32 protein-coding genes are annotated in these 24,518 nt (G+C 68.4%); 20 read left to right on the plus strand and 12 right to left on the minus strand.

All coding sequences use genetic code 11. The annotated features are described in order from the left end of the window. The 4 genes from CFREN_RS02710 to CFREN_RS02725 all read left to right on the plus strand — a co-directional run bounded on the left by CFREN_RS02710 (position 1) and on the right by CFREN_RS02725 (position 5,873). A complete protein-coding gene (locus CFREN_RS02710; RefSeq protein ID WP_209654041.1) occupies positions 1 to 1,086 on the plus strand; it encodes a potassium channel family protein in 1,086 nt (361 codons plus the stop codon). Continuing rightward, positions 1,073 to 3,196 (plus strand): ATP-dependent DNA helicase UvrD2, encoded by a 2,124-nt coding sequence (locus tag CFREN_RS02715; protein WP_209654039.1) that lies wholly within the window; start codon positions 1,073 to 1,075, stop codon positions 3,194 to 3,196. The genes CFREN_RS02710 and CFREN_RS02715 overlap by 14 nt, the downstream gene beginning before the upstream one ends. 42 nt (positions 3,197 to 3,238) lie before the next feature. Next, complete coding sequence (locus CFREN_RS02720) at positions 3,239 to 3,901, plus strand: NAD(P)H-binding protein (RefSeq protein ID WP_209654037.1); 663 nt, start codon at positions 3,239 to 3,241, stop codon at positions 3,899 to 3,901. 304 nt (positions 3,902 to 4,205) lie between these two features. Next, positions 4,206 to 5,873: an HNH endonuclease signature motif containing protein gene (locus CFREN_RS02725; RefSeq protein ID WP_209654036.1), complete on the plus strand. Its 1,668-nt coding sequence runs from the start codon at positions 4,206 to 4,208 to the stop codon at positions 5,871 to 5,873. A gap of 123 nt (positions 5,874 to 5,996) precedes the next feature. Here CFREN_RS02725 and CFREN_RS02730 read toward each other — a convergent pair whose 3' ends face one another. Genes CFREN_RS02730 through CFREN_RS02740 form a run of 3 tightly spaced genes read right to left on the minus strand, consistent with a single transcriptional unit; the run spans position 5,997 to position 8,456 of the window. Beyond that, on the minus strand, positions 5,997 to 6,263 hold the full coding sequence (locus CFREN_RS02730; RefSeq protein WP_209654035.1) for a hypothetical protein: 267 nt from the start codon (positions 6,261 to 6,263) through the stop codon (positions 5,997 to 5,999). Positions 6,264 to 6,273: 10 nt separating this feature from the next. After that, positions 6,274 to 7,584, minus strand: a complete 1,311-nt coding sequence (locus tag CFREN_RS02735; protein ID WP_070521510.1) for an ABC1 kinase family protein — start codon at positions 7,582 to 7,584, stop codon at positions 6,274 to 6,276. Positions 7,585 to 7,601: 17 nt separating this feature from the next. After that, entirely contained in the window at positions 7,602 to 8,456 is an 855-nt protein-coding gene (locus CFREN_RS02740) for a TOMM precursor leader peptide-binding protein (RefSeq protein ID WP_209654034.1), read from the minus strand. An 82-nt stretch (positions 8,457 to 8,538) separates the two neighbouring features. Here CFREN_RS02740 and CFREN_RS02745 point away from each other — a divergent pair, with 82 nt between their 5' ends. After that, on the plus strand, positions 8,539 to 9,075 hold the full coding sequence (locus CFREN_RS02745; RefSeq protein WP_209654033.1) for a YgjP-like metallopeptidase domain-containing protein: 537 nt from the start codon (positions 8,539 to 8,541) through the stop codon (positions 9,073 to 9,075). Between the two features lie 10 nt (positions 9,076 to 9,085). Here the strand turns inward: CFREN_RS02745 and CFREN_RS02750 are convergent, their stop codons facing one another. Next, on the minus strand, positions 9,086 to 10,525 hold the full coding sequence (locus CFREN_RS02750; RefSeq protein ID WP_209654032.1) for a zinc-dependent metalloprotease: 1,440 nt from the start codon (positions 10,523 to 10,525) through the stop codon (positions 9,086 to 9,088). A 104-nt stretch (positions 10,526 to 10,629) separates the two neighbouring features. Between CFREN_RS02750 and CFREN_RS02755 the strand changes: the two genes are divergently transcribed. Then, positions 10,630 to 11,652, plus strand: a complete 1,023-nt coding sequence (locus CFREN_RS02755; RefSeq protein ID WP_070521504.1) for a YlbL family protein — start codon at positions 10,630 to 10,632, stop codon at positions 11,650 to 11,652. A gap of 42 nt (positions 11,653 to 11,694) precedes the next feature. Here the strand turns inward: CFREN_RS02755 and CFREN_RS02760 are convergent, their stop codons facing one another. The 3 genes from CFREN_RS02760 to CFREN_RS02770 form a co-directional block, all read right to left on the minus strand. Further along, complete coding sequence (locus CFREN_RS02760; protein WP_209654030.1) at positions 11,695 to 13,104, minus strand: alanine/glycine:cation symporter family protein; 1,410 nt, start codon at positions 13,102 to 13,104, stop codon at positions 11,695 to 11,697. 69 nt (positions 13,105 to 13,173) lie between these two features. Then, positions 13,174 to 13,542, minus strand: coding sequence for a fluoride efflux transporter FluC (locus CFREN_RS02765; protein WP_209654029.1), 369 nt, complete (start codon positions 13,540 to 13,542; stop codon positions 13,174 to 13,176). Beyond that, positions 13,532 to 13,936 (minus strand): fluoride efflux transporter FluC, encoded by a 405-nt coding sequence (locus CFREN_RS02770; RefSeq protein WP_246580167.1) that lies wholly within the window; start codon positions 13,934 to 13,936, stop codon positions 13,532 to 13,534. Before CFREN_RS02770 ends, CFREN_RS02765 begins: the two co-directional genes overlap by 11 nt. Positions 13,937 to 14,044: 108 nt before the next feature. On the opposite strand from CFREN_RS02770, the gene pgm reads away from it, so the two are divergent. Further along, positions 14,045 to 15,700, plus strand: a complete 1,656-nt coding sequence (gene pgm / locus CFREN_RS02775) for a phosphoglucomutase (alpha-D-glucose-1,6-bisphosphate-dependent) (RefSeq protein WP_209654028.1) — start codon at positions 14,045 to 14,047, stop codon at positions 15,698 to 15,700. On the opposite strand, the gene CFREN_RS02780 is transcribed toward pgm, so the two are convergent. The 4 genes from CFREN_RS02780 to CFREN_RS02795 form a co-directional block, all read right to left on the minus strand. Then, entirely contained in the window at positions 15,697 to 16,785 is a 1,089-nt protein-coding gene (locus tag CFREN_RS02780; protein ID WP_209654027.1) for a tyrosine-type recombinase/integrase, read from the minus strand. The two genes, pgm and CFREN_RS02780, sit on opposite strands and share 4 nt — an antisense overlap. 139 nt (positions 16,786 to 16,924) lie before the next feature. Next, a complete protein-coding gene (locus CFREN_RS02785) occupies positions 16,925 to 17,479 on the minus strand; it encodes a hypothetical protein (RefSeq protein WP_209654026.1) in 555 nt (184 codons plus the stop codon). Continuing rightward, a complete protein-coding gene (locus CFREN_RS02790) occupies positions 17,476 to 17,865 on the minus strand; it encodes an ImmA/IrrE family metallo-endopeptidase (RefSeq protein ID WP_209654023.1) in 390 nt (129 codons plus the stop codon). Before CFREN_RS02790 ends, CFREN_RS02785 begins: the two co-directional genes overlap by 4 nt. Before the next feature lie 9 nt (positions 17,866 to 17,874). Then, the gene (locus tag CFREN_RS02795) at positions 17,875 to 18,348 is read right to left on the minus strand and encodes a hypothetical protein (protein WP_209654021.1); all 474 of its coding nucleotides are present in this window, start codon (positions 18,346 to 18,348) and stop codon (positions 17,875 to 17,877) included. Between the two features lie 209 nt (positions 18,349 to 18,557). Between CFREN_RS02795 and CFREN_RS02800 the strand changes: the two genes are divergently transcribed. Further along, positions 18,558 to 18,785, plus strand: coding sequence for a helix-turn-helix domain-containing protein (locus tag CFREN_RS02800; protein ID WP_209654019.1), 228 nt, complete (start codon positions 18,558 to 18,560; stop codon positions 18,783 to 18,785). Positions 18,786 to 18,864: 79 nt separating this feature from the next. Then, complete coding sequence (locus tag CFREN_RS02805) at positions 18,865 to 19,635, plus strand: phage antirepressor N-terminal domain-containing protein (protein WP_209654017.1); 771 nt, start codon at positions 18,865 to 18,867, stop codon at positions 19,633 to 19,635. A 634-nt stretch (positions 19,636 to 20,269) separates the two neighbouring features. Here CFREN_RS02805 and CFREN_RS02810 read toward each other — a convergent pair. Continuing rightward, positions 20,270 to 20,671 (minus strand): hypothetical protein, encoded by a 402-nt coding sequence (locus tag CFREN_RS02810; protein ID WP_209654015.1) that lies wholly within the window; start codon positions 20,669 to 20,671, stop codon positions 20,270 to 20,272. Positions 20,672 to 20,754: 83 nt separating this feature from the next. Between CFREN_RS02810 and CFREN_RS02815 the strand changes: the two genes are divergently transcribed. From CFREN_RS02815 to CFREN_RS02865, 11 genes are all read left to right on the plus strand, one after another. Continuing rightward, a complete protein-coding gene (locus CFREN_RS02815; RefSeq protein WP_209654013.1) occupies positions 20,755 to 20,934 on the plus strand; it encodes a hypothetical protein in 180 nt (59 codons plus the stop codon). After that, on the plus strand, positions 20,931 to 21,089 hold the full coding sequence (locus tag CFREN_RS02820) for a hypothetical protein (RefSeq protein WP_209654011.1): 159 nt from the start codon (positions 20,931 to 20,933) through the stop codon (positions 21,087 to 21,089). The genes CFREN_RS02815 and CFREN_RS02820 overlap by 4 nt, the downstream gene beginning before the upstream one ends. Next, positions 21,086 to 21,307, plus strand: coding sequence for a hypothetical protein (locus CFREN_RS02825; protein WP_209654009.1), 222 nt, complete (start codon positions 21,086 to 21,088; stop codon positions 21,305 to 21,307). Before CFREN_RS02820 ends, CFREN_RS02825 begins: the two co-directional genes overlap by 4 nt. Position 21,308: 1 nt before the next feature. After that, on the plus strand, positions 21,309 to 21,491 hold the full coding sequence (locus CFREN_RS02830) for a helix-turn-helix transcriptional regulator (protein WP_209654007.1): 183 nt from the start codon (positions 21,309 to 21,311) through the stop codon (positions 21,489 to 21,491). Beyond that, a complete protein-coding gene (locus tag CFREN_RS02835; RefSeq protein WP_209654005.1) occupies positions 21,488 to 21,685 on the plus strand; it encodes a hypothetical protein in 198 nt (65 codons plus the stop codon). The genes CFREN_RS02830 and CFREN_RS02835 overlap by 4 nt, the downstream gene beginning before the upstream one ends. Then, positions 21,685 to 22,101, plus strand: coding sequence for a hypothetical protein (locus CFREN_RS02840; RefSeq protein ID WP_209654003.1), 417 nt, complete (start codon positions 21,685 to 21,687; stop codon positions 22,099 to 22,101). Before CFREN_RS02835 ends, CFREN_RS02840 begins: the two co-directional genes overlap by 1 nt. Beyond that, a complete protein-coding gene (locus CFREN_RS02845; protein WP_209654001.1) occupies positions 22,098 to 22,445 on the plus strand; it encodes a helix-turn-helix domain-containing protein in 348 nt (115 codons plus the stop codon). The genes CFREN_RS02840 and CFREN_RS02845 overlap by 4 nt, the downstream gene beginning before the upstream one ends. Next, positions 22,442 to 23,014, plus strand: a complete 573-nt coding sequence (locus tag CFREN_RS02850) for a hypothetical protein (protein WP_209653999.1) — start codon at positions 22,442 to 22,444, stop codon at positions 23,012 to 23,014. The genes CFREN_RS02845 and CFREN_RS02850 overlap by 4 nt, the downstream gene beginning before the upstream one ends. Beyond that, entirely contained in the window at positions 23,002 to 23,874 is an 873-nt protein-coding gene (locus CFREN_RS02855; protein ID WP_217124648.1) for a YqaJ viral recombinase family protein, read from the plus strand. The genes CFREN_RS02850 and CFREN_RS02855 overlap by 13 nt, the downstream gene beginning before the upstream one ends. A 270-nt stretch (positions 23,875 to 24,144) precedes the next feature. Beyond that, a complete protein-coding gene (locus CFREN_RS02860) occupies positions 24,145 to 24,366 on the plus strand; it encodes a hypothetical protein (RefSeq protein WP_209653994.1) in 222 nt (73 codons plus the stop codon). Next, positions 24,363 to 24,509, plus strand: coding sequence for a hypothetical protein (locus CFREN_RS02865; protein ID WP_209653992.1), 147 nt, complete (start codon positions 24,363 to 24,365; stop codon positions 24,507 to 24,509). The genes CFREN_RS02860 and CFREN_RS02865 overlap by 4 nt, the downstream gene beginning before the upstream one ends. Positions 24,510 to 24,518: the final 9 nt, after the last annotated feature.

Here is a 24,518-nt window from a genome sequence, read left to right on the forward strand (position 1 = left end):
ATGCGCGACAGGATCCGCGATCGGTTGGGCTCCGACATCGAATTGGACGACCTGCCGGATCATGCCCTGCTGGGCGTCATCCGCATGCCGCAGGCGGCGCGGCGGGACCCGTGGCGGCTCATCGCCCGGCGCCTGGGCTACGCGTTGGCGATGATGCTCATCGCGACGTTCGTCGTGTACCTCGACAAGGACGGCTACACCGAGCCCCTGACCTTCGTCGACGCCCTGTACTACTCGGCGGTGTCCCTGTCGACGACGGGGTACGGCGACATCACGCCCGTGACGGAACGCGCCCGCATCATGAACATCTTGATCATCACGCCGCTGCGCGTGGTGTTCCTGGCCCTCTTGGTCGGCACGACCCTGACGGTGCTGACGGAGGAATCCCGCCGGGCACTGCAGATCCAGCGTTGGAGGAAGCAAATGCGCAACCACACCGTCGTCATCGGTTACGGCACGAAGGGCCGTTCCGCCATTGCGGCGCTGCTCGCCGACGGCGTCGACCCGTCGCAGATCGTCGTGGTGGACAAGGACCAGCAGGCCCTCGACCAGGCCAGCGTGCGCGGGCTGGTGACCGTCCACGGGTCGGCGACGAAGGCCGACGTGCTCAAACTCGCCGGCGTGCCCCGCGCCCGGTCGGTCGTCGTGGCCCCGAACAAGGACGACACGGCGGTGCTGGTGACCCTGTCGGTGCGGGAGATCGCCCCCGGCGCGACCATCGTGGCGTCGGTGCGCGAGTCGGAGAACCGCCACCTGCTCACCCAGTCCGGCGCCGACCAGGTGGTCATTTCCTCCGAAACCGCCGGCCGCATGCTCGGCCTGGCCACGGTGACGCCGTCGGTCGTGGAGATGATGGAGGACCTGCTCAGCCCCGACGAGGGCTTCTCGGTCGCCGAGCGTCTGGTCACCGAGGAGGAGATCGGCGCCAACCCGCGTCACCTCGCGGACATCGTCCTGGGCGTCGTGCGCTCCGGCGAGCTGTACCGCATCGATTCGCCGGAATGCGAGTCCGTCGAGCCGGGCGACCGGCTGCTGTACGTCCGCCGCGTGCTCAAGGAGGATTCCGATCCGGATGTCGTCAAGTAACCTCGCCGCCGGCGGGGCCATCTCCCTCGACCCGGACCAGCTCGAGGCGGCCACCGCGCCGTTGGGGCCGGTGTGCATTCTCGCGGGCGCCGGCACCGGCAAGACCCGCACCATCACCCACCGCATCGACCATCTGATCCGGTCGGGGTTCGTGCAGCCGCAGAAGATCCTCGCCGTGACGTTCACGGCCCGCGCGGCCGGCGAGATGCGCGACCGGCTCACCGCGATGGGGTCGACGGGCGTGCAGGCCCGCACGTTCCACTCGGCGGCGCTGCGCCAGCTGCGGTACTTCTGGCCGCAGGTCGCCGGTGATCTGCCGTGGCGGCTGCTGGACAACAAGTTTTCCGTCGTCGCCCGCGCCGTCCGCGCCACCGGACTGGACTCCGGCAAGGAGACCATCCGCGACGTCATGGGGGAGATCGAGTGGGCGAAAGCCTCGTTGGTGACTCCCGAGGGCTACGCGGAAGCCGTCGACAAGCATGGACGCGTCGCACCGGTCCCGGCCGAGAAGCTGGCGGCCGCCTACCGCGCGTACGAGGACATGAAGACCTCGCCCGACGGGATGCTGCTGGATTTCGACGACCTGCTGCTGCACACCGCCGGGGCGATGGAGAATTCGCTCGCCGTGGCGGAGGAATTCCGCGCGCAATACCGTAGCTTCGTCGTCGACGAGTACCAGGACGTCACCCCGCTGCAGCAGCGGGTGCTCGACGCGTGGCTCGGCGAACGCGACGACCTCACCGTCGTCGGCGACGCGAACCAGACCATCTACTCCTTCACCGGCGCGACCCCCGAGTACCTGATGGGCTTTTCGCGGCGCTTCCCCGACGCGACGGTAGTGCGGCTGCAACGCGACTACCGGTCGACGCCGCAGGTGGTGCGTTTGGCCAACGAGGTCATCGGCATGGCGAAGGGGCGTCTGGCAGGGTCGCGCCTGCAGCTGATCGGCCAGCGTCCCGACGGCCCGGAGCCGGGGTACACCGAGTTCGACGACGAGCCCCAGGAGGCGCGCGTCGTCGCCCGGCAGATCCGGCGGTTGCTGGACTCGGGCGTGCCGGCGTCGGAGATCGCGGTGCTCTACCGCGTCAACGCCCAGTCGGCGGTGTTCGAGCAGGCGTTGAGCGAAGCCGGGATCCCGTACCAGGTGCGCGGCGGCGAGGGCTTCTACCAGCGCCCGGAGATCAAGCAGGCCGTCACCGAGTTGATCCGGGTGGCGCGGCGGCCGGACGTGGCCACCGCCGGCGACGGTTCGGCGGGGGACACCGGAGCGCCGCTGGTGGGCAGGAAATTGTCGGAGCTGGTGCGGGCCACCCTCGTGCCGCTGGGCCTGACCCGGGAGGAACCGGAGGGCGCCCAGGCCCGCGAACGGTGGCAGTCGTTGGGTGCCTTGGCGGACCTGTGCGAGGAACTCGTCCACACCGACCCGGAGTTGCGCATCGAGGGACTGCTGGGGCAGTTGCGCACCCGTCAGCAGGCGAAGCAGCCGCCGACGGTGCAGGGCGTGACGCTGGCCAGCCTCCACGCCGCGAAGGGCCTGGAGTGGGACGCGGTGTTCCTCGTCGGCCTGACCGACGGCAACATCCCCATCCAGCATGCGTTGAAGAAGGGCGACGATTCCCAGGACGTCGAGGAGGAGCGCCGTCTGCTCTACGTCGGCGTCACGCGCGCCCGCGAGCATCTCGAGTTGTCGTGGTCGTTGTCGCGGCAGGAGGGCGGCCGCCGCACCCGCCGCCGCAGTCGTTTCCTGGAGGGGCTCGACGTTCCGGGCCTGGTCGCGGCGGCCCCCGCCCAGCCGGCGAAGAAGAAGGCCGTCACGTGCCGCACCTGCGGCGGGCGTCTGGCCACGAACGCCGAGCGGATCATCGGCCGGTGTTCGTCGTGCCCGTCGGACGTCGACCCGCAGCTGGTGGAGACCATCCGGGCATGGCGGGCCGAGACCGCCCGCGAGATGTCCGTCCCCGCCTACGTGGTGTTTTCCGATGCGACGTTGGCGGCCATCGCCGAGGCGCGTCCGTCGGAGCCGTCGGAGTTGTTGGCGGTGCCGGGGATCGGTCCCGTGAAGGTCGAGAAGTTCGGGGCCGAGTTGCTGGCGTTGATCGCGTCGTCGTAAAGCGGGGAAGCGTCGGCGGCGCCACGTCGGTAGCGTGGGGCCATGCGAATCCACGTCATCGGAGCACACGGAAAAGTCGCGCTGCGGGCGCTGCCGCTGTTGGCGGGCGCGGGGCATGAGGTCATCGGGGTGATCCGCAACCCGGGGCACGCCGACGAGGTGGAGGCCACGGGCGCGGTGCCGCACGTCGTCGACATCGAGCGGCTCGATGCGGACGGGTGGGCGGCCCTGTTGGCGGGGACGGATCTGGTCGTGTGGTCGGCGGGCGCCGGCGGCGGGGATCCGGCGCGGACGAAGGCGGTCGACGAGGTCGCGGCGATCGCGTCGATGGACGCCTGCCCGCGCGACGCCGGGTACGTGATGGTGTCGTACTGGGGCGCGCGGCGTGACCACGGCGTGCCGGCGGACAATCCGTTCGTGCATTACGCGGATGCGAAGGCCGCGGCGGACGAGCATCTGCGCGAGTCGGGGTTGCGGTACGTGATCCTGAAGCCGGGTGCGTTGACGGAGGAGCCGGCCGGCAACGTGTACGTCGGCGATGATTCCGAGGTGCCCGAGGGCGTCGAGCGCACCACGTCGCGTGCGACGGTTGCGGCGATGATCGCGCATGTGGTCGGGCGGTTCGACGAGCTCGGCGGTCGGCGCGAGATCGCGTTCCTCGACGGCGATGTGCCGCTCGGTGAGGCCGTTTCCGCCCGGTCGTAGGCCGCCCCGGGTTCGGGCCCGCGACCGCTGCGTCTGCGGTGGGTGCGGGCCTTGTTGCGTGTGGGGTGCGCTTGCTTTGCTTGACGACGGCGGCGGGTACGCATGCGCCCTGATGCACATGTGAACGGTGGGGCGAAACGAGCCCGAATCGTTACCCAATGTTCGAAGGAATCGACTCGAACACTTGTATGATGAATGGTGACGGCGGGGCCGGGGGAGGCTGCCGCATCGGGGCAGATCAGCAGCAGCGATCACGCGACACAGTCACTTTCGACACGCGCATCCAGCGCCGGGGGGAATCGACATGGCATTCGACCATGACGCAACCAACAACCACCACCATCACGATCACGATCATCACGACACCGAGCCGCCACCTGCGCGGAAGCGGTGGGCCACCGAACGCGATGAGCCGGTGAGCAACCTCGCCCGGCGGCGCAACATCGTCGACATCGACATCTGCCTTGCAGTTACCCCCGACGGTGACGACGACGTCGACTCCCACCTCGCCTGCGTGGCCACGCGCCTGGGCCTGTCACGCGGCAAAGCCGCCCGATACTGCGACGTCGGGGTGATGCTGCGCCGCATGCCCAAAGTCTTGGGCGTATGCCGGTCGGGGGCGTGGCCGCATGAGCGCCTGGCCACGATTGCCGCGGCCATTGCCGCGGTATCCGACGACAATCTCGCTGCGGTGGAAGACAAGTTCGTCGCCTACCTGTGTCCGAGGAAGGACTTCCAGGCCCTGCCCGGGCCGAGGGTCTTCGCCCGGGAGTTGCGCCGCATCGTCGAAGCCATCGAACCGGTGTCGACCCCACCCGACGACGAGCCGAGGCCGATTGTCGGTGAGTCGTACGGGGTCGACAATGAGGGAGCTGGTGATTTCGGGCAGTTGATCGTGGTGTTGCGCAAAGACCGCCTCGCCGAGCTCGACGCCACCGTGCGGGCGATTAGGGATGCGAAGGCCAACGACGGCAACGATGGCAATGAGTGTTCTTTGCCCGATGCGCTCATCGCGTTGTGTCGTGGTGAGGGTGAGGGGGTGTCGGTGACGATGAACGTCTACGTCGACGGCACCAACACCACCGGCACTGCTGATGAGGGCGATGTGCAGGTGTGGCTCGATGGTGCCGGCTGGTTGCCGAAGTACCTGACCAAGGCGTGGCTGTCCCGGGCGGCGACTGTTCGGTTGTCGTCGGACTCGGCCACCGGTGGGTATGTGCCCACCGACGCACAAAAAGCGCGGGTACGCGGCCGTGATGGTCAGTGTCGGTTCCCGGGGTGTGATGTGCCGGCGCATCGATGTCAGATCGACCATGTCATCGACTACGACCCCACCCACACCACCAGTGACGGTGACGGTGGCGGCAGTGGTTATGGGTTGGGGGTGACGGCGACGTGGAATCTGCAGTGCTTGTGCCAGCGCCACCACAACCTGAAGACCTCGAAGCATTGGCGCGCGGTGATGCATGCCGATGGGTCGGTGACGTGGGTCGACCATGCCGGACATGTGTTTGCCACCACGGTGGCTCATGGTCCGATTGCCCATATCGGCCGGCAGACGTTTTCCCAGCGGGCCACCCGTCGGGCGTCGACGATTCACGGGGATAATCTGCGGCGGATGAAAGCCGAAGCCGACAGGCAGGCGGCGATGGAGCAGGCCGATATCGATGCCGCACTGCGCACACACGCCCGTCAGACCAGACGGTACGAGGAGGAGTTGGCTGATTTCGTTGCCGGGCCGCTCAACTCCGATGACCCGGATGTGCGGCAACAGGCCGGTGGGTTGGTGGTCGCGGCTGATGATGGGTGGCCGTGTGTCGATGATGAGTTGTGGTCGCGGCAGCAGGTCTCGGCGCGGGTGGCCAGGCGTCGGCGTGAGCAGGGGTCTGGGTGGTGTCGGGCTGATGTGGATGCCCACCGCGTGCCGCAGCCGCCGAAGCCGCTGGGGCCGCGACCGGGCATTCCCTTCTGACGCATCCCCGTTCTAGGACAACACCTCCTGAGGACAACACCGTTCGAGGACAACCCGTTCTGGGGCAGCCCTTTCTAAGCGCACCGGATTCTCGGACCACCGGATTCCGCGACGATCCGGGGGCTACCCGCCGTCGCCGATGCGGGAACTGGCGGACCAGGCGGCCTCGGCATGCCCGATCGCCAGGTCGAGGGCGTCGGCGCAGGCGCGGAGATCATCGACGACGGCATCCGCGGCTTCGGCGGGCGTGATCACCGCGGAATCATCGACGGTCAGCGTCGCCCGATCCCACACCTCCGCCGACGCCACCAACTGGCGCACCTGGTCGACGATGCCGGACAGTCCCTCATGGGTCATGCCCACCTGGTGGTACAACTCCTGCGGTCGCATGACCGAGACGCTACCGCCCGGGATCCAACCCAACCATTTCGGGATAATGCTCCGCGATCACCTGCCGATACGGAGCCGGTGCCGACAACTGCGCCAACACCGCGACGGCGCCGGCGAGGATCCGGTGAATCATGATGTACCGCTTCGGCATGCCGAACTTGCGGCTCAACTTCGACTGCGGCGACGACGGATCCAGGAACGGGGCCATCACCCGCTTCAACCAGTCCACCGTGAACACGAAATCGTCGTGCGACAACGGCTCGGCGAACGGAAGGAGGAACGCCTCGACCTCCTCGGGCGTCAGATCTTTCTCGCGGCCGCCGGTGACGTACCCGTGCTCCACCGCCAAATCCAGCAGATCCTCCTTGCGGCCATCGACGACCGCCGCGACCAACTCGATCAGGGGCCGTGGCAACCCCTCGGGCAGATGAATGCACGCGCCGAAGTCGATGACGGTGAGGACGCCGTCGTCGGAAAGCAAAAAGTTACCGGGATGCGGGTCCGTGTGCATTCGATGCACCAAGTCGGGCGACGCAAACTCGAACACGGTCAGCGCCTCCGCGGCACACGACCGCTGGTCCTGCGTGCCGTGCTCGATGATCTCGCCGAGGCGCACACCCTCGACCCACTCGCTGACCAGCACCTTCGGCGCCGACGCGTACACCTTCGGCACATGCAGGCGCGGCTCCTGGCCACCGCCGAACGCCGCATGGAACGCACGCTGGTGATCGGCCTCGATGCGGTAATCCAACTCGTCGAGAACGTTGTCGGCGATCTCGTCGACGAGGTCCGTCATGTTCATGCCGTCCTCGAATTGCTGGAGAATCGGCGTGATCATCTTCAACTGGCGCAGATCCGCCTTGATCGCCTTGTCCGCACCCGGGTACTGCACCTTCACGGCGACGGTCGAACCATCCGACCACACCGCCTTGTGCACCTGGCCGATCGACGCCGCGGCGACGGGCACGTCGTCGAACTCGCGGAAACGGGTGCGCCACGCGGTGCCCAACTGCCGGTCCAACACGCGGTGCACCGACGCCGCCGGCAGGGGAGGGGCCTCCGCCTGCAGGGACCGCAACGTGCCCGCCAACGGCTCGGCGAACTCGTCGGGCAGGATCGGCGCGAAAATGCTCAGAGCCTGCCCGACCTTCATCGCCCCGCCCTTGAGCTCGCCGAGCACCGACGCCAACTGCTCGGCGGTCTTGCGCGGATTGGCCTCCCGGCTGCGGGGATTCAACGCCCGCGCCCCCGCCGACAGCGGCACCGACGCCAACCGGGCGGCGCGGCGGAACGGGGACCCGGAGACCGAATCTTCACTCATGGTGGCCATTGTGCCCCCTACCGGGCCATCGCCGCCGCGCCGGTGCACACCGGGCACCTCGGATGCGGCAGCAGCGGGCGCACCCGGCCGCCGAGGCCATGCGGGTCGACGACGACGTCCGCGCCGCGCAACAGCGACCCGTCGCCGGCGGTGATCGACCCCAGCTGCGCGATGACCGTGGCGATCGTCGCGGTCACCGTCTCCGGCGGGGCGGTGCCGACCCTGCCCGCCAGCTGCAGCGCGAGCATCCGGCGGGCGGGATCGTCGTCGACGCGGTGTTCTTCGGCGCAGGCGGGGCACGGGGCGGCGGAGTCGGGGACCCAGGGGCCGACCACGCCGACGCCGTCGCGAAGCACGACCGACAGGTGCGCGATCCCGCGGCCGCGGAGAGTCCCCAGCAGGGTCACGTCCGGCACCTCGAACCCGGTGAGCACGACCGTCCCCACCGAGGCGACGGGAGCGCGGGTGATCCAGGCGGCGGTGGCCGGGCCCGGGATGCGCGAGGTCGGGGACCAGCCGCGCAGGCGCAGCGCGTCGGCCAGCCGCGGGCGCAGGCCGTCGCGTCCGATGAGGGCGACGGGCCCGGGTTGGCGGTGCTTGTCGACGAACCCCGCCCTGCGCAGTTCACCCACCAGCTGGTGCGCCGTCGCGGCGGGCAGTTCGGTGCCGGCCAGGCCCTCGGAGATGCAGGCGCCGCGGGTGCCGGCGAGCAGGGCGGCGAAGACGGGGCCGGGGGCGACGCCGTCGGGGATGGGGAACACCAGGCACGTGCGCGCGTCCGCCCCGAATTGGACGCGCCCGCCCGGCCGCAGCAGCACAGGCACGTGGCGATGCAGCAGCACCGGCGCGGATTCCCCGATCCCAACCCCCATGCCGACACTGAAGCACGGCCGCGGCACGCGCGCACCCGGCGAATCGGCCCGTTTCACCCCCGAAGCCGTCTACGCTGGGGGCATGGACCGCACGCGCCCGAATCGCGACCGCCCCGACTACGGGCCGGACGTTGACGTGCGCCGTTCGAAGCGACGTCGGCGCACCGTGTCCGCCCGCGCGGAGGGCAGCCGCATCGTGGTCATGATCCCCGACGACCTGCCGGAGGCGGAGGAGCGCCGCCAGGTCGCCGACATCGTCGAACGCGTCCGCCGCAAGGTGGGCAACAATCTCGACGACGCCGCGTTGGACAAGCGCGCCCGCCATCTCGCCCGCACGGTTCTGGAGGGCCGGCCGCGGATGGAGTCCATCAAGTGGGTGCGCAACATGTCGCGCCGGTGGGCGTCGGTGACGGGGGATCCGGGGCGGATCCGCGTGTCGCACAGGCTTGCCGACGTCCCGGCGTACGTCCTCGACGACGTCATCGTCCATGAGCTCGTGCACACCTTCATCGACGACGGCCACTCGGACGAGTTTTGGGCATGGGCGTCGAAGGCCCCGCACCACGAGCGGGCGCGGGGCTATCTGGAGGCGTATCAGCGGTGGGGAGTGCGGTCGTAGCGGCCGGGTCCTAGTTCTCCCCGTCCGGCTGGTCGCGTTCGTCGCCTTCTTCGGCTTCCTTGCGCAGCTGGTCCTCCAGTTCCGCGATGGGGTCGAAGTCGTCGGAGGCGTCGCCGCCGAGCACGCCGTCGATGAATTCGGCGGAGTTGTCCAGGTCTTCGGCCACCGGCAGGAAGTCGGGGTGGTCCCAGACGCCGTCGCGGCGGTCGACGCCGACGGCGGTGGTCAGGCGGCGCCACAGGTCGGCGGCTTCGCGGATCTTCGGGGCGCCGAGGTTGATGCCGGTGGCCTTTTCCAGGGCCTTCTCCGCGCCACCGGAGGCGCGGCGGCGGCGCCAGGCTTCGTCGAGCTGGGCGGCGCCGGGCAGGCGTTCGCCGAGGGCGTCGTCGACGACGACTTCGACCCAACCCTCGACCAGCGCCAGGAGGGTTTCCAGGCGGGTGCGGGCGTGCTGGTTGGACGAGGTGATCTTCGGCGACAGGTCCATGTTCTGCATGGCGGACATCGCCTCCTGCAGCTTCGCCGGGTCCTGCATCGACTCCAGGTCCAGGCCGCGGGCGGCGTCTTCGATGCCGGAGTAGTCCAAGACCAGGCCGGCGGCGTACTCCTCGACCGACGAGATCATCCGCTCGGCCAGCCACGGCACCCGGTCGTACAGGCGCTGGTGGGCGGCTTCGCGGGCGGCGGCGTAGACGTAGAGCTCGCGGGCGGGCAGCTCCAGTTCCTCCGCCAGGGCGGTCAGGTGCGTCGGCAGCAGCGCGGCGGCGCCGGTGGTGTGCAGCGGCAGGCCCAGGTCGGAGCCGGTCAGCGCGTCCTTGGCCAGGTCGGCCAGGGCGCCGCCGAGCTGAACCCCGAAGTTCATGGAGTTCATGCGGCTCATCATGCCGAGCAGGGGGCCCATCATTTCGCGGGCCTCCTCCGGCATGGCGGCGACGGAGGCCTCCGCCATCTGCTCGGCGACGGGGTCGACGATGCGCTTCCACGTCGGCAAGGTGTGCTCCAGCCACTGCAGGGAATTCCACCCTTCGGCGCGGTTGGCGCCGGCGGGCAGCGTCGTGGCGTCGTCGAGCCACAGTTCGGCCAGGCGCAGGGCGTCGGTCAGCGCCTCCCGCTCCGAATCGCGAACCGGGGCGACCTGGCCGATGCGCTGCCGGGCGATGCGCTCGGTGACGGAATGGTCGACCGGCGCGCCGTCCTGCGCGTTCATCTGCTGGCCCATGCCGGACATCATCTGTCCCAGCTGGTTGAGGAAATCACCCAAGCCACCCTGGCCGCCGGGACCCCCCTGGCCGCCGGGACCGCCCTGGCCGCCCTGTCCGGCTCCGCCCATCGGGAACCCGAAGAATCCGAAGCCGCCGAAGGGGTTCTGGCCCTGGCCGCCGCGGCCGTCATCGCGGTCGTCGCGGTCGTCATCGTCGCCGGGCGTGAATCCGAATCCCTGTCCACTCATGATCCCAACCGTACCGGCGCGGGGGTGCCCGGTCACTGATCGCGGGCGGGTTCGCGGCGATGCTCGCGCAGGGCGAACACGAAGCACCGGTAGGGTTGGCGATCGTGCACCGCCGTACCAGAACCCTCCTCGTCGGCGCCGCGCCGATCGTGGCGTTGGCCGCCGTGCTGTCGTCGCCGTCCGTTCCCGTGCCGTTCGCGGCCGAAGGACCGGGCCCGCTTTTCGACGTTCTCGGCGAGATCGACGGAGATGAGGCGGTCGTCGTCACGGGCGGGGACCCCGACCCGTCGGAGGGCGAGCTGAACATGACCACCGTCGCCGTGTCGCACAACCTGTCGTTGGCGCAGGCGATGGGGATGTGGGCCGACCCGAATCAGAAGGTCGTGCCCATCGAGGCGATTTTCCCGCCGGGATTGAGCCGGGAGGACGTCAACGAGCGCAATGCGCTGATGTTCTCCGACTCGGAGGCCAACGCCACCGCGTCGGCGCTGCGTCAGCTGGGGCTGCCCATCGAGGTCACCGTCGCGATGATCACCGAGGGCGCCGCCGCCGAGGGGGTCCTGGAGGAGGGCGACGTGCTCGTCGCCGTCGACGGCGAGGAGATCGACCGTCCGGAAACCCTTCAGGCCGCCGTCGTCGGCCATGCGCCGGGGGACCGGGTCACCCTCGACATCGTTCGCGACGGCGAGGAGAAGCAGGTCGAGGTCGAGTTGGGGTCGCATCCGGATGACGACGACGCCGCGTTCCTCGGCATCGGCATGGCCGCCCAGCCCGAAGGCGACGTCGAGGTGGAGTACCACGTCTCCGGCGTCGGTGGGCCGTCCGCGGGCCTGATGCTGTCGCTGGCGGTGGTGGACAAGCTCAGCCCGGGCGATCTCACCGGGGGCCGGACCATCGCCGGCACCGGGTCCATCGACGGCGTCGGCGTGGTCGGCCCGATCGGCGGCATCACGCACAAGATCGCCGCCGCCCGCGCGGGTGGTGCGGAGATGTTCCTGGTGCCCGCCGACAATTGCTCGGAGGCGTTGACGGCGGATGCCGGGGACATGAAGCTGGTCAGCGTCGGCACGCTCGGCGATGCGGTCGAGGCGCTCGACGACCCCGACGCGGCGCCTACCTGCGGCTGAGCGGCAGGTAGGCGCCCCCGGTGACCCCGGCGGCGGCGTGCGTCACCTGCCGGAGAGGGCGCGGTTGCGCTCCCATTCGGCGACCTCCCGGGCCGACGCGCGCAGCTGCGGGTCGAAGTCCAGGTATGCCTTGGTTTCGCGGGCGATGAGGCCCGACAGGACGATCAGGCCGATGAGGTTCGGCAGGGCCATCAGGCCGTTGAGGGCGGAGGCGAAGGCCCACACGGTCTCCAGCTCGGTGACGGCGCCCAGGTAGACGACGCAGGTGAAGACGAAGCGGTAGGGGATCGTGCCGCGACGGCCGACGATGGACTCGAAGGCGCGCTCGCCGTAATACGACCAGCCCAGCATCGTGGAGAAGGCGAAGAACACGATGGCCATGGCCACCAGGTCGCCGCCGAAGTCGCCCGGCAGGCCCGCCGAGAACGCGTGGGCGGTCATGGCCCCGGCGTCGTCGGCGCCCTCCTCCCACGTGCCGGTGGTGATGATGACCAGACCGGTGAAGGACACGACGATGAGGGTGTCGATGAAGGTCTGGGTCATGGAGACCAGGCCCTGGCGCACCGGGTGGGTGGTCGTCGCGGCCGCGGCGGCGATGGCGCCCGAACCCATGCCGGACTCGTTGGAGAACAGGCCGCGGGCGACGCCCATCTGGATGACCAGGATGATGCCCGCGCCGGCGAAACCGCCCACGGCGGAGGTGCCGGTGAACGCGTCGGTGAAGATCAGGGCCAGCGCGCCCGGAATGCCGGAGATGTTGGCCACGAGTACCCAGATCGCGGCGCCGATGTACAGGATGATCATCATAGGCACGAACGTGGCGGTGAACCGGCCGATGGACTTGATGCCGCCGATGAGAACCGCGCCGACCAGCACGAACATGAGGGCGCCGGTGGCCTCCAGAGGCATGCCGAACGCGGTGTTCAGGTTCGTGGCCACGGCGTTGCCCTGGGTGAGGTTGCCGATGCCGAACGCCGCGATCGCCGCGAAGACGGCGAACACGTAGGCCAGGACCTTGCCGAAGGTGTTCGGGATGGCCTTCTTCAGGTAGTACTGCGGGCCGCCGGACTGCTCGCCGGCGGCGTCGACGGTGCGGTACTTCACGCCGAGGAACGCCTCGCCGTACTTCGACGCCATGCCGACCAGGCCCGTCACCCACATCCAGAACAGCGCACCGGGGCCGCCGATGCCGATGGCCGTGGCGACGCCGACGATGTTGCCGACGCCGACGGTGGCGGCCAAAGCGGTGGCCAGCGCCTGGTATTGGGAGATGTCGCCCTCGCCGCCGTCGTCCTCGCGGTCGATGAGGCCAAGTCGCAACGCCGGGCCGAGCATGCGCAGCTGCACTGCGCCGAGGCGGATGGTCAGCCACAGGCCGGTGCCCAGCAGCACCGGGATCAGCAGGAAGGGGCTCCAGACGAATGAGTCGAGAGCACTGAAGAATTCGTTCATGGGGGAGAAGTTACAGCCCCCTCATGCCTTTTCGGGCATGGATCGGCCCGCTCAACTCAAAAACGTCGCTCAACTCAAAAACAGCGAAGCCGTCGCCGCTCCCGTGACGACGGTCAGCACGGGGTAGCCCACCGTCCACCACGATCGGGTGCGGTACAGCTCGCCGATTTCCCGGGCCAGCGTCGACCACGTGGACAGGGCCCCCGCGTACCCGGCGCCGAGGACCGCCCATCCGAATCCGCCGCCGTCCCACGTCGACCAGGCCAGGCCCGCGATGCCGCAGGCGACGACGTTGGCGAAGAACGTGCCCGGCAACGCGCTGCAGGCCACGCGGGAGGAGACCGCGCCGAACCAGAACCGGGTCATGCCGCCCAACGCCGCACCCGCTGCGACGAGCAGGATGGTCATCAGGGCGGTGGCGGGGGACTCAGGAACCACGGGTCACCGCCTTCTCGCCCAGCAGGGCGGCCAGGGGACACAGCCCCAGCGTTGCGACGACGACGAACGCAGCCTCGGCCACCGAGAGATCGTCGAGCAGCACGACGAACGCCGAAAACGTGGTGAAACCCCCCAACGCTCCCGGGCCGACGAGGGGCCACCACCGTTCCATCGCCGCCGACGAGGCCATCACGCCGGCGGCGACGCCGATGGCCAAACATCCGAGGACGTTGATCACCACGGTGGACCAGGCGTCGTCAAGCAGCGGAGCCGCAAACCACCCCACCAGGACCCGCGCAACCGCGCCCGCCGCCGACCCCGCGGCGACCAACCCGTACGCGCGCACGCGCCCGAACCGACGGGGAGGGGGAGGGGAAGCCGGGCAGGAGGTCACGGGGTGGATCGTACCTCCCCCGGATGGCCGGTCCCGCGCTGCGGCGACCCGCGAAAAGGGGAACACTGGAAGGGAAACGGTTCCACCCCGAGTCCAGGAGGACACCCCATGGCCCACGATCGCGCCGGGCAGCTGGCCCAGCCCCAGGATCTGATCGACGTCGCCGAACTGGTGACCGCGTACTACACGCGCCACCCCGAGCCGGGCAACCCCGACCAGGCGGTGTCCTTCGGCACCTCCGGTCACCGCGGATCGTCGCTGGACACGGCCTTCAACGAGGACCACATCCACGCCACCACCCAGGCCATCGTCGACTACCGCACCGGCCAGGGCATCGAGGGCCCGCTGTACATCGGCCGCGACACCCACGGCCTGTCCGAGCCCGCCATGATCTCCGCGCTGGAGGTGCTCACCGCCAACGGCGTCACCGTCATGGTCGACGCCCAGGGCCGCTACACCCCGACCCCGGCGGTGTCCCACGCCATCCTGCGGCACAACCGCGACCTCGACGGCGGCCCCGCCGGCACCGACAAGCGCCGCGCCGACGGCATCGTGGTCACGCCGTCGCACAACCCGCCGCGCGACGGCGGCTTCAAGTACAACCCGCCCACCGGCGGCCCCGCCGACGCCGACGCCACCGACTGGATCGCCGCCCGCGCCAACGACTACCTGGCCAAGGGGCTCGACGGCGTCAAGCGCCAGTCCGTGGAGAAGGCCGGCGACCTTCTGGTCAAGCACGACTACCTGAACAACTACGTCGCCGATCTGCCCAACGTGGTCAACATCGCGGCGATCCGCGACGCCGGCGTGAAGATCGGCGCCGACCCCATGGGCGGCGCGTCCGTCGACTACTGGGGCGCCATCGCCGACGCCCACGGCCTCGACCTCACCGTGGTCAACCCGCTGGTCGACGCGACCTGGCGGTTCATGACGCTGGACACCGACGGCAAGATCCGGATGGACTGCTCCAGCCCCGACGCCATGGCGTCGCTGATCGGCAACCGCGACAAGTTCGACGTCTCCACCGGCAACGACGCCGACGCCGACCGCCACGGCATCGTCACCCCCGACGCGGGCCTGATGAACCCGAACCACTACCTGGCCGTCGCCATCGACTACCTCTTCGCCAACCGTCCCGGCTGGGCCTCCGACACGGCCGTGGGCAAGACGCTGGTGTCCTCGTCGATGGTCGACCGCGTCGTCGCCGACCTGGGCCGCAAGCTCGTCGAGGTGCCCGTCGGCTTCAAGTGGTTCGTGCCGGGCCTCATGGACGGCAGCGTCGGCTTCGGCGGCGAGGAATCCGCCGGCGCGTCCTTCCTGCGTCACGACGGCACCGTCTGGTCCACCGACAAGGATGGCCTGATCATGGACCTGCTCGCCGCGGAGATCATCGCCGTGACCGGCAAGACCCCGTCGCAGCGCTACGCGGAACTGGCCGACAAGTTCGGCGCCCCCGCCTACGCCCGCACCGACGCCGACGCCAACCGCGAGCAGAAGGCGATCCTGAAGAAGCTGTCGCCCGAGCAGGTCACCGCCGACGTCCTCGCCGGCGAGCCCATCACCGCCAAGCTCACCGAGGCGCCCGGCAACGACGCGGCCATCGGCGGCCTGAAGGTGACCACGGAAAACGCCTGGTTCGCCGCCCGCCCGTCCGGCACCGAGGACAAGTACAAGATCTACGCCGAATCCTTCAAGGGCACCGACCACCTCAAGCAGGTGCAAAACGAAGCAACTGCCCTGGTCAACGACGTATTGGGGGACTAGCCCGACTCTGCGGGACGGCCCCCAAAATCCCCGCCGTCCCGCACCAGTCCCGCAACAGCATCCACACCAGCCCGCGCCGCGTCCCACTGATCCGGCAAATGGTGCGAGTAAATCCGCGCCGTCACCGCCGGCGACGAATGCCCCAGCATCGCACTCACCGTCGGCAGCGGCACCCCAGCGGCAAGCATCCGCGACGCGTAGAAATGCCGCAGGCAATGGAAATGCACCTCATCGGGCACCCCGGCGGCCTTTCTGGTCTCCGACATGAGGTGCGACACCCGCGCCGAATACAGCGGCCGCCCCCACGCACCAACCAGCACCCGCGCATCAAGGTCATCACCGCGCCCCTCCAGCGCCCGGGCGATGTCCAACGCCAGCCCCTCACTGATGGGCACATCCCGGCGCGACTTCTTCGTCTTCAGCTCGCGCAAGTCATCGCCGGCCTTTTCACCGGCTTGCACCCGCACGTGAATCGCCCGGCGCATCACATCAACGTCCCGCACCCGCAGGCCGCACACCTCCCCCGCGCGTAGCCCGGTTTCGGAGGCGATCTTCACCGCAAGTTTGAACCATGGGGCGTGCGCGTGTTCGACCAGTGCCCGCACCTGATCGATGCCTGGCACGACGATGTCGGCGGTTTCACCTACTGGGAAGCGCTTGAGCACGTCGCCGGGGTTGACGGAGATCAGCCCATCGGCCACCGCCCGCGACAGCAAGGTGCGCATCATCCCGACCCGCACCTGCACCGCCGACGGTGACAGTGGCGTGCCACCTGCCCACGGCCTGCCGTCGCGTAGCTGCAGCGCCCACGATTCGAGGTGTGATCGGCGCACCGACGTCACAGGCATGGCCCCAAGGTCTCCGAGATTGATGCGCAGCTGGTACCGGTCGCGGCGGGTGCCGGGTTTGACTGCCAGCGCCTCATACTCGCGCACCAGCTGCTCGACGGTCGGGGCACCACGGGGATCGACCCATTCGCCGCGCCGTATCTCGCGCTCACGCTCCGCTTCCCATGCGGCGGCTTCGCGGCGGGTGTCGAAGGTTTTGCTGCGTTCGCGGCCTGCGGGGTCGCGGTAGCGGCCCACCCACCGTGTTTTGCCGTTTCGGATTCGTTTCTGCGGCATGGCTATACTTCTCCTTGCTGCCCACCTCGTGGGCGGTCACCCCGGCCCCCGCCGCGCATCGCTATCCAGGCATGCGGCGCGGGCCGGGCTTTTCGTCGTTCTAGGGCATTTCCCACTGCCAGTGGGTACCGCCTATCTGATCCATCAGCTGAATGCTCCCGGTTTCCTCAGGCATCTTGTAGAGCGTTGTGCGCTCTATCGTCATCCCCGGTGCTGTCGCCTGCGCCCACGAGTCGTTGGGGTCGATGTCATCTCCAATGCACAGGTACTCCTCATCGAGTGGTCGAGATACGCCGTCTGCGCCGACCATCATCCACTGCGAGTTGGTGCCGAAGTTCTGGTCGATCTCGTCAGCTTCGCCGGTCATCTTGATGGTCGTCCCGATACGCACGTAATCGGCGGTGTCGTCGGCAGGGTCGTCATGATGAGACGCGTAGCCGAACCCGGCGCATCCGGTGGCAGTGTCGATCGAGTCGACCTTGAACTGCACCTTGCAATCCTCGATGGCATCGCCTGCACAGTTCGCGCCGGCCCACTGCCCGAGCTGTTTGACGAGCGCCCCACCTTCCGTGGTCGGGGGTTCCTCATCGCCTCCGCATGCGGTGAGGGTGAGTGCCGCGCATGCGGCGAGGGTGAGGGTGGTGAGGTTCTTCATGCTGGTGTCCTTTCGTGGTGTCCGCGCCATACGCGGATGTAGTGGGGTGTGACGTCGAGTGCATGGGCGAGGGCCCCGGTGTGGGGCCCGTGCTCGCGTTCGGCGGTGGCGTATTCGCGCGCCCCGATGAGGATGAGCGCGGCGAACGCGTCGGCCTGCCGTTCCATGCGGGCGTCGAGGTGGGGGATTCCGGTGAGTTCGTGACGGTGGTGGGCGTGTCCGATTTCGTGGGCGAGGGTGCATCTGTGGGTAATCCAGTCCATGTCGTGCCGCAGGATGATGCGGTGCTGGTCGGGGATCCATAGGCCGTTGGGCCAATCCGTGGGGACGGGGAGCTCGTCGACGCGCAGGCCCATGGCGGCGGCGATCTGGTCCGGGATGTCCAAGCTGGCCTCCTACGGGGTGGGGTTGTCCTCTTCAAGGTTTTCAGTCCGCGGATGCGCGGCGTACTTCGTGGGGTCGATGCCGGCAAGCGGGTCGTCATCATCCACCACCGGCCGGATCGGAGTGACGTTGCTGTTCGAACCCCCGCCCATCGCCTCGTCAAAGGGCATGTCCCAGCGGTCCCGGTTGGCGTGGATACGCCTAGCGATCTCGTCCAGGAACGCCTGATCTGGCGCAATTTGCAGGGCGTGCTCGGGGCTGATGCTGGCCCCGCTTTCCTCAGCGTCGAGGTAGCCGGTGGCGATGAGCGCTGCGACCGGGTTCTGCCCGTAGGCGCGGGCTAGGGCGATCACCGTCTCGGGGCGGAGTGTCCCCTTGCTGTACTGGAGGTTCAGCGTGCTTGTGGGGATTCCGGCGCGCTCGGCAGCCGCTTTTCGGGGCGTGTGGCTCGTGAGGTCGTCGTACCAGTCTGTGTGCGTGCTCATACTGCCAACCTATGGCAGCGCAGCCGGGGGATGCAAGCGGGGGTAGTGGCATGAATCAGCTGGTGGGGGCCGCAATTTCTTGTAATTACAGCCACCTTCTGGCACGAATTACAAGAAATAGTTGACCAGACATTGGCAGACGTGCCATGATGTGGTCATGCCGCCAGGGGGTGGCAGTCAAGCCAGAAGATGAAAACGGGAGGTGGACAGTGCGACAGAAGTGGCGCATCCGCCCCGAGGTCATCGACCGGGCGCGTGATCGTCTCGGGGAGACCTCCGATGAGCGCCTGGCCGTGCGTCTCGGGATGACGGGCACGACTTTGAGTCGAATCCGTTCCGGCGCGCAGCCGTCGCTGCCGAACGCGGTCAGTTTGCTGCGAGCCGCGTCGGTGTCTGTAGAGGCGGGGCTCGTTCCCGCAGAAAAGCCCGCCGCCTAGGGCGGCAAAAGAAAATCCCCGCCGCCCGGGGTCACGGGCGACGGGGAACACAAGGAATGTACGAAAAGGAGTCTACACGATGTCTTCCATCGTCACCATCCCGTTCCACGGGAACCAGGTCCAGGCCGTTGATGTTGACGGCACCCCGCATGTGGTGTTCCGCCCGCTCGTTGAGTCCATCGGGCTCGACTACCGCAGCCAGTCGCGCCGACTGTCCGGCAAGTCGTGGGCCTCCATGGTCAAGATGACCATGCAGGTCCCCGGAGATATCCAGTCCCGCGAGCACACGCTGATCGATGTCCGCACCCTCACGATGTGGCTCGCCACCATCGACGAGAACCGCGTCTCCGACGAAGCCCGCCCGCTCGTTGTCGCGTACCAGTCGGAGATCGCCGACGTCATCGAGTCGTACTGGACGCAGGGCGGCGCGATCAACCCCCGCGCCGACGAGCACCAGATGAACGCCCTCATCTTCCAGGCCCGCGCCCAGATGGAACTCGCCCAGGCTGCACGCGGCCTGATCCACCCGGATCACCTCGAAGCCCGCGCGCGGATCATCCTCGCCCGTGGACTCGGCGAAGCCCCCGAACTCGACCCCGCGTCGCGCCCCCTGTACGCGCAGGAATTCCTCAAGGAAAAGAACCTGTCGAAGAAGCAGATGGCCGCGAAGGCCGGAGTGTTCGGCAAGCGGCTGAAGAAGGCCTACGTCGAGAAGCACGGGCGGGAGCCCGAGAAGTACGACCTCAACGTCTCCAACGGCCAGGTGCGTCGCGTCAACGGCTACACGGAGGCCGACCGGCCCCTGATGGAGAAGGTGTGGCGCACCTACTTCGCCGAGGTGCCCGCGTGATGGTGGGCGAATCGTCACTGTGACGTTTTTGGCCTAGGCCCGGGTATTGGCGGGCGTGGGGATTCGATGGCCCCGCTAGACACTGACCGGCCGGTTTCCGGCCGGGGTGATGTTTGAGAACTGAACAGAGGAGAGCGCTGGCGCGATTTACCGCCGCTACTGGCCCCCTGACCTGCACCAAGGGTGGCACGCGGTGGGCGTTGGAACCGTCCCGAGGGTCGCGCCCGGGACGTGGTAACCGTCAGCGCGAACACAAATCCAAGCCCGCGCATGGGCCCCACGCGGGAGTGGGGCGCGGTTCGAATCCGCGCGCGGGCACCAGGGGCGGGGCTTCCCCAAGTCAGGAGCCCTCCTGGTTCACCCCGGCTCACTAGGCGCAACCCGCGCCACCGGGCCCCCGCCCCTACCAGCGTGCGTCAAGCGGGATGTTCGACCCCGTCAAGCAAGCCACCACAGGCCCCTTCCCCCCTTTCTGCGAGGGGCCGGCACGCTGCGCACACCAAACCCAACAAGAAGGAGAGCAAATGATGTCCACCATCTTCGCGATCATCAGCGTGATCGGGGCATGCATCAGCGCCTACGCCGCATTCTCTTTGTGGAAGCGGTAATGACACCAGAAATCATCATCGCACTATCAGGGCTGGGCGGTGCCCTCCTCGGCATCGTTTTCGGCCTTGGACTCAAGGGCACGTACGCGCGCCTTCGCCTCGCGAAGCTCCGTCTGAACGCGATCTGGATGAGGGTCCTCATCCAAAGAGTGCCACACGAGAAAGGCGATGAAGACAAGCAAGTTCCCCAGTGAACCTGCACAAACCGCTGCGGCGGCCGTGCTCAACCATTCCGGAACGTTCTCCTCCGGGACCGCGACCATCGTCGCGGCCACGTAGACCGCGATTAGAGCCAGCGAAACACTGATCTTCGCGAACTTCGACCGGTATCTCGTTTTCGAATACTCGCGGAGAGTCACCTTGTCGATGAGCCCAGCGACGAGGAGGACGGGCAGAACCGTCGCCATCGTCGAGAAATACGCGGCCATGCCCTACCTACCCATCTATGTGAGTGCCCGCCCCGGGTTGCAGCCGGGGCGGGCATTTTCAGTCCCTACCAAAGGAAACCACCATGAAATCTACCACCCTTGCCGGGATGCCCGGCACCATCACCGCCCGCCCGGGCGGCTACGTCGCCGTCCACCCCAACGGGCACACGAGCCACGGGCCCCTGCCCACCATGGCCGACGCCGTCGCCGCCCTGGACCATCTCGCCCAGCACGGCATGTGGCCCGAGCAGGTGGCGGCATGAGCAACATGTTCCGCCCCGACCCGGAGACGCTGCAATGGGTGCACGACCTGCTCCGCCGGTACGAGTACCCGGGTGAGCCCGCCGCATCGCTGGCACGCGCCCGCCGCATCATCCGCGACCAAGCCGACACCTACGGAATCGAGGTCACCGAATGAGGCCTTCGACTGATGAGCGGGTCGCCGTGAAGATCGACGGTCTCGTGCAGCAGGCGCTCCCGGCGCTGCATGACGCCGCGTGCCTCGGCATCGACGGCCCCCGCGCCGACCACATCCGCGCCGTCATCACGGCGCACCTCACCGCCCTACCGGACATCATCACCGCCGTGCGGGATGACACCACCGGCTGGGCCGATGACTTCTACCAGGAGGACTGACATGGCCATGCTCACCATGAAGCAGGTCGCCGAACACCTTCAGGTGTCGCACACCGGGGTGTACGCCCGCATTCACCGCACCCGCGACCCCTTGCCGGCGATTCGGACTGCGGAGCGCGGCGGGTACCGCGTCGACGAGTCCGAGCTGCACGCCTGGATCAAGCGACAGGCGGTGGCGGCATGAAGCGCGAAGGGATCACCGAAAACGACCTGGCCATCATGTACGCCGTCGGCGTGCTGGAGCGGCCCCGCTCGCCGCGCTGGTGGACGATCACCAAGATCGTCGTCGCCACGATCATCGCCTGCGCGGTCGTGCTGTGGATCGGCCACCAGGCAGACCAGCACCTCGCCGCCGCCCTGGATGCGGGGTGGGGATGATGAGCACCTGCACCGCCTCCGGATGCACCGCACGGGCCGCCGCACGCGGCCTGTGCACCAAGCATCTCGGGCTCGACTCGGCAGGCAAGAAACCGGCCCGCCCCACGGTGGTGTTCGTCGACGAGCTGCCGCCGCACACCAAGGGCAAGCACGTAAGCCCCGTCGACGTGGACGCCGCCGAAACCCTGCGGGACCAGCCCGGCAAGTGGGGGCGGTTCCCGGTCGAAGCACGATGGCCCGACGCCGGTGAAATCCCCGAACGGAAACTCCGATCCCGCATCTGCAACGCGGCGTCGACGATCCGTCGATCACGTGGGGCGTGGCGTGGTGGGGTGTGGGAAGCGGAGACCCGGGGAACCGAGTTGTTCGTCCGCTTCATCGGCCCCGACCTCGGAGAAAGAGGTGTTTTCGTTTGACCCCTGCTGAGCAGATCACCGCCCACGTCGACCAGCTCGTGGCGGCGGGGATGCTGCGCGCTGACATTGCCCGCGCCGCCGGGATCAGTCCGTCGATGCTGTCGAAATACGCCCGCGGCATCAGAAACCCCAGGCCTGCGACGTTGGCCAGGGTGCTGTCCATCACTCCCACGTCCACGCTGGACGACCCGGACGGCATGAGCGTGTCAGACCGGATCGTGGAGGAGTGGGAGTTCATGACCGGCACCCTGAGCCTGCCCGAAACATACGTCACCCACCGCCTGTCCGATGCTTTCGGCCTGTCCGTGCCGCACATCCGCGAGGTCGTAGGGGGTCGACGATGACCACGATGGATGACGTGCGAGCCCACATTGAGTGGCTGGGCGACCACGGCATGACCCAACGGCAAATCGCCCGGCTGCTCGGCCTGCACGATGACGTGATCTCCCGGGCACTGGCTGGACTGCGGGCACTGCCGCCACGGGTGATGGATCACGTGATGCGGATCAGCCCTGACGACGCCGAACTCGCCGAGACACGCGCCCCCAACGCCGACGAACGGGTCGAGGAGGAGTACTCCCATTTCGTCGGGCGCATGGGGTGGGACGACGCCACTTTCGCGGCGATGATGGCCGACGAACTGGACCTGACCGTGGCGTCAGTGATGACGAAAATCCACGCCATTCAGCGACGCCGATCCCCGGTGGGGTTGTCCCGCCGGGATGTTGATCTGCTGGTGGGGGCGGAGTTCTCGGGGGATTTGCCGAGGCAGTTGGTGGGTGCTGCCCGGGCGATGGAGGCCAGGGGGTTCATCGAGGCGCACGTGTGGCGTGGCAAGGGCAACACCCGCTACGCCGTTTTGACCGAGGAAGGTGCGGAGGCACTGAGAAAGGAACGCCAATGCCAGTCATGAGCAACCCGCCGCGCCCCGGCACCCCGGAATGGCGCGGCATGATCACCGCCAGCAAGGTTCCGGCGCTGTTGGGCCTGTCCCCGTGGTCATCGCCGTATGCCCTGTGGCACGAGATGTACGCCGGGCTGGAGCCGCCGGCGCTGGAGGGCGATCACCTGCGGTGGGGGCATATCGCCGAGCAGTCCCTCGTGGGCTGGTGGCTGGACGCGAATCCGGGGTGGCAGGCGGGCGCGGGGGAGATCACCTACACAGACCCCGGGCTGCCGTTCCCGAATGCGGTGACCCTCGACCGCAGGGCCAGGCGTGGGCGCAGGTTCCACATCATCGAATGCAAAACCACCCGCGACATGGACCAATGGGGACGGCCCGGCGACCCCGACAGCATCCCCGCCCACTACCTCGCCCAGGTCATGTTCCAGATGGGAGTGTCCGGCATCCACGAAGCCAGCGTCGTCGTCCTCGGCTACGGCACCCCGGAGATCCACGAGGTCGAGTGGGACGAGGAAGTGTGGGCGTCGATCGTCGCGGCTTGTGCCCGCTGGCACCACACCGGCCAAGCAGGCGACCCCCCGCCACTCGACGACCGGGTGGCCACCTACGACGCGGTCCGGGGCCTGCACCCCGACATCGACCGCGACACCGACATCCAGGTCACCCACGACCAGGCCGTCGCACTCCTCGACGCACTCGAAGAAGAAGCCGCCGCGAAAGCCACGGTCGTCGCCGCCAAAACCCGACTGCTCGACCAGATGGGCACCGCCCGCCGCGCCCTCTCCGGCGACACCACCATCGCCACCCGCACACCCGGCCGCGGCGACTCCATCACGCTGCGCATCAACCGGAAAGCCAACCTCACATGACACAGCCGGATGACGACATGCCGACGTGGCTGTCGATCCTCATCATCACCACCATTTTCGCCCTGGTCATCCTGGCCAGCCACCTCTAAGGAGAACCCATGCTCGACCTCATCTTGTCCCTGCTGCTCGACCCCGGCTTCGCGATCGGTTGGTTCGGCGCGATGGCCGCCCACCTGGAGGAGGTGGCCCGCGCACTGTGACCCGACACCGCATCCGTGGCGCGATCCTCCGACTGGAGGGCCGCGCCTTCCGTCTTCTCTGGGGCGGCAAATGTCCGTGATCGACGCCGCAAAACGCCTGCACCACGCCTACGAGTGGCGCGTCTGGCGAGCCCGCCTGCCCGGCTACACCCGCCGCACCTGGGAACAGCTCGACCACGTGTGCCGCCAAGAATTCATCGACATCGCCCAAGCCGTCCACGACGGCCACACCACATTCAACGACGCACCCATCACCGAATGGGTACGCCACCACGCAAAGGAGCCCACATGACCGACCCCGAGTTCCCCCGGGACTACAAGAAACTCCACGGCGCACCGTACGACCCCGACCCCGGAGTCGCCGCCTACCTCGCATTCATCGGCGTGATCCTCATCATCGCCGTCATCACCCTCATCTTCAGCACCCTCACCTAGGAGACCACC

This window comes from Corynebacterium freneyi, assembly GCF_030408835.1.
GTDB lineage: Bacteria > Actinomycetota > Actinomycetes > Mycobacteriales > Mycobacteriaceae > Corynebacterium > Corynebacterium freneyi.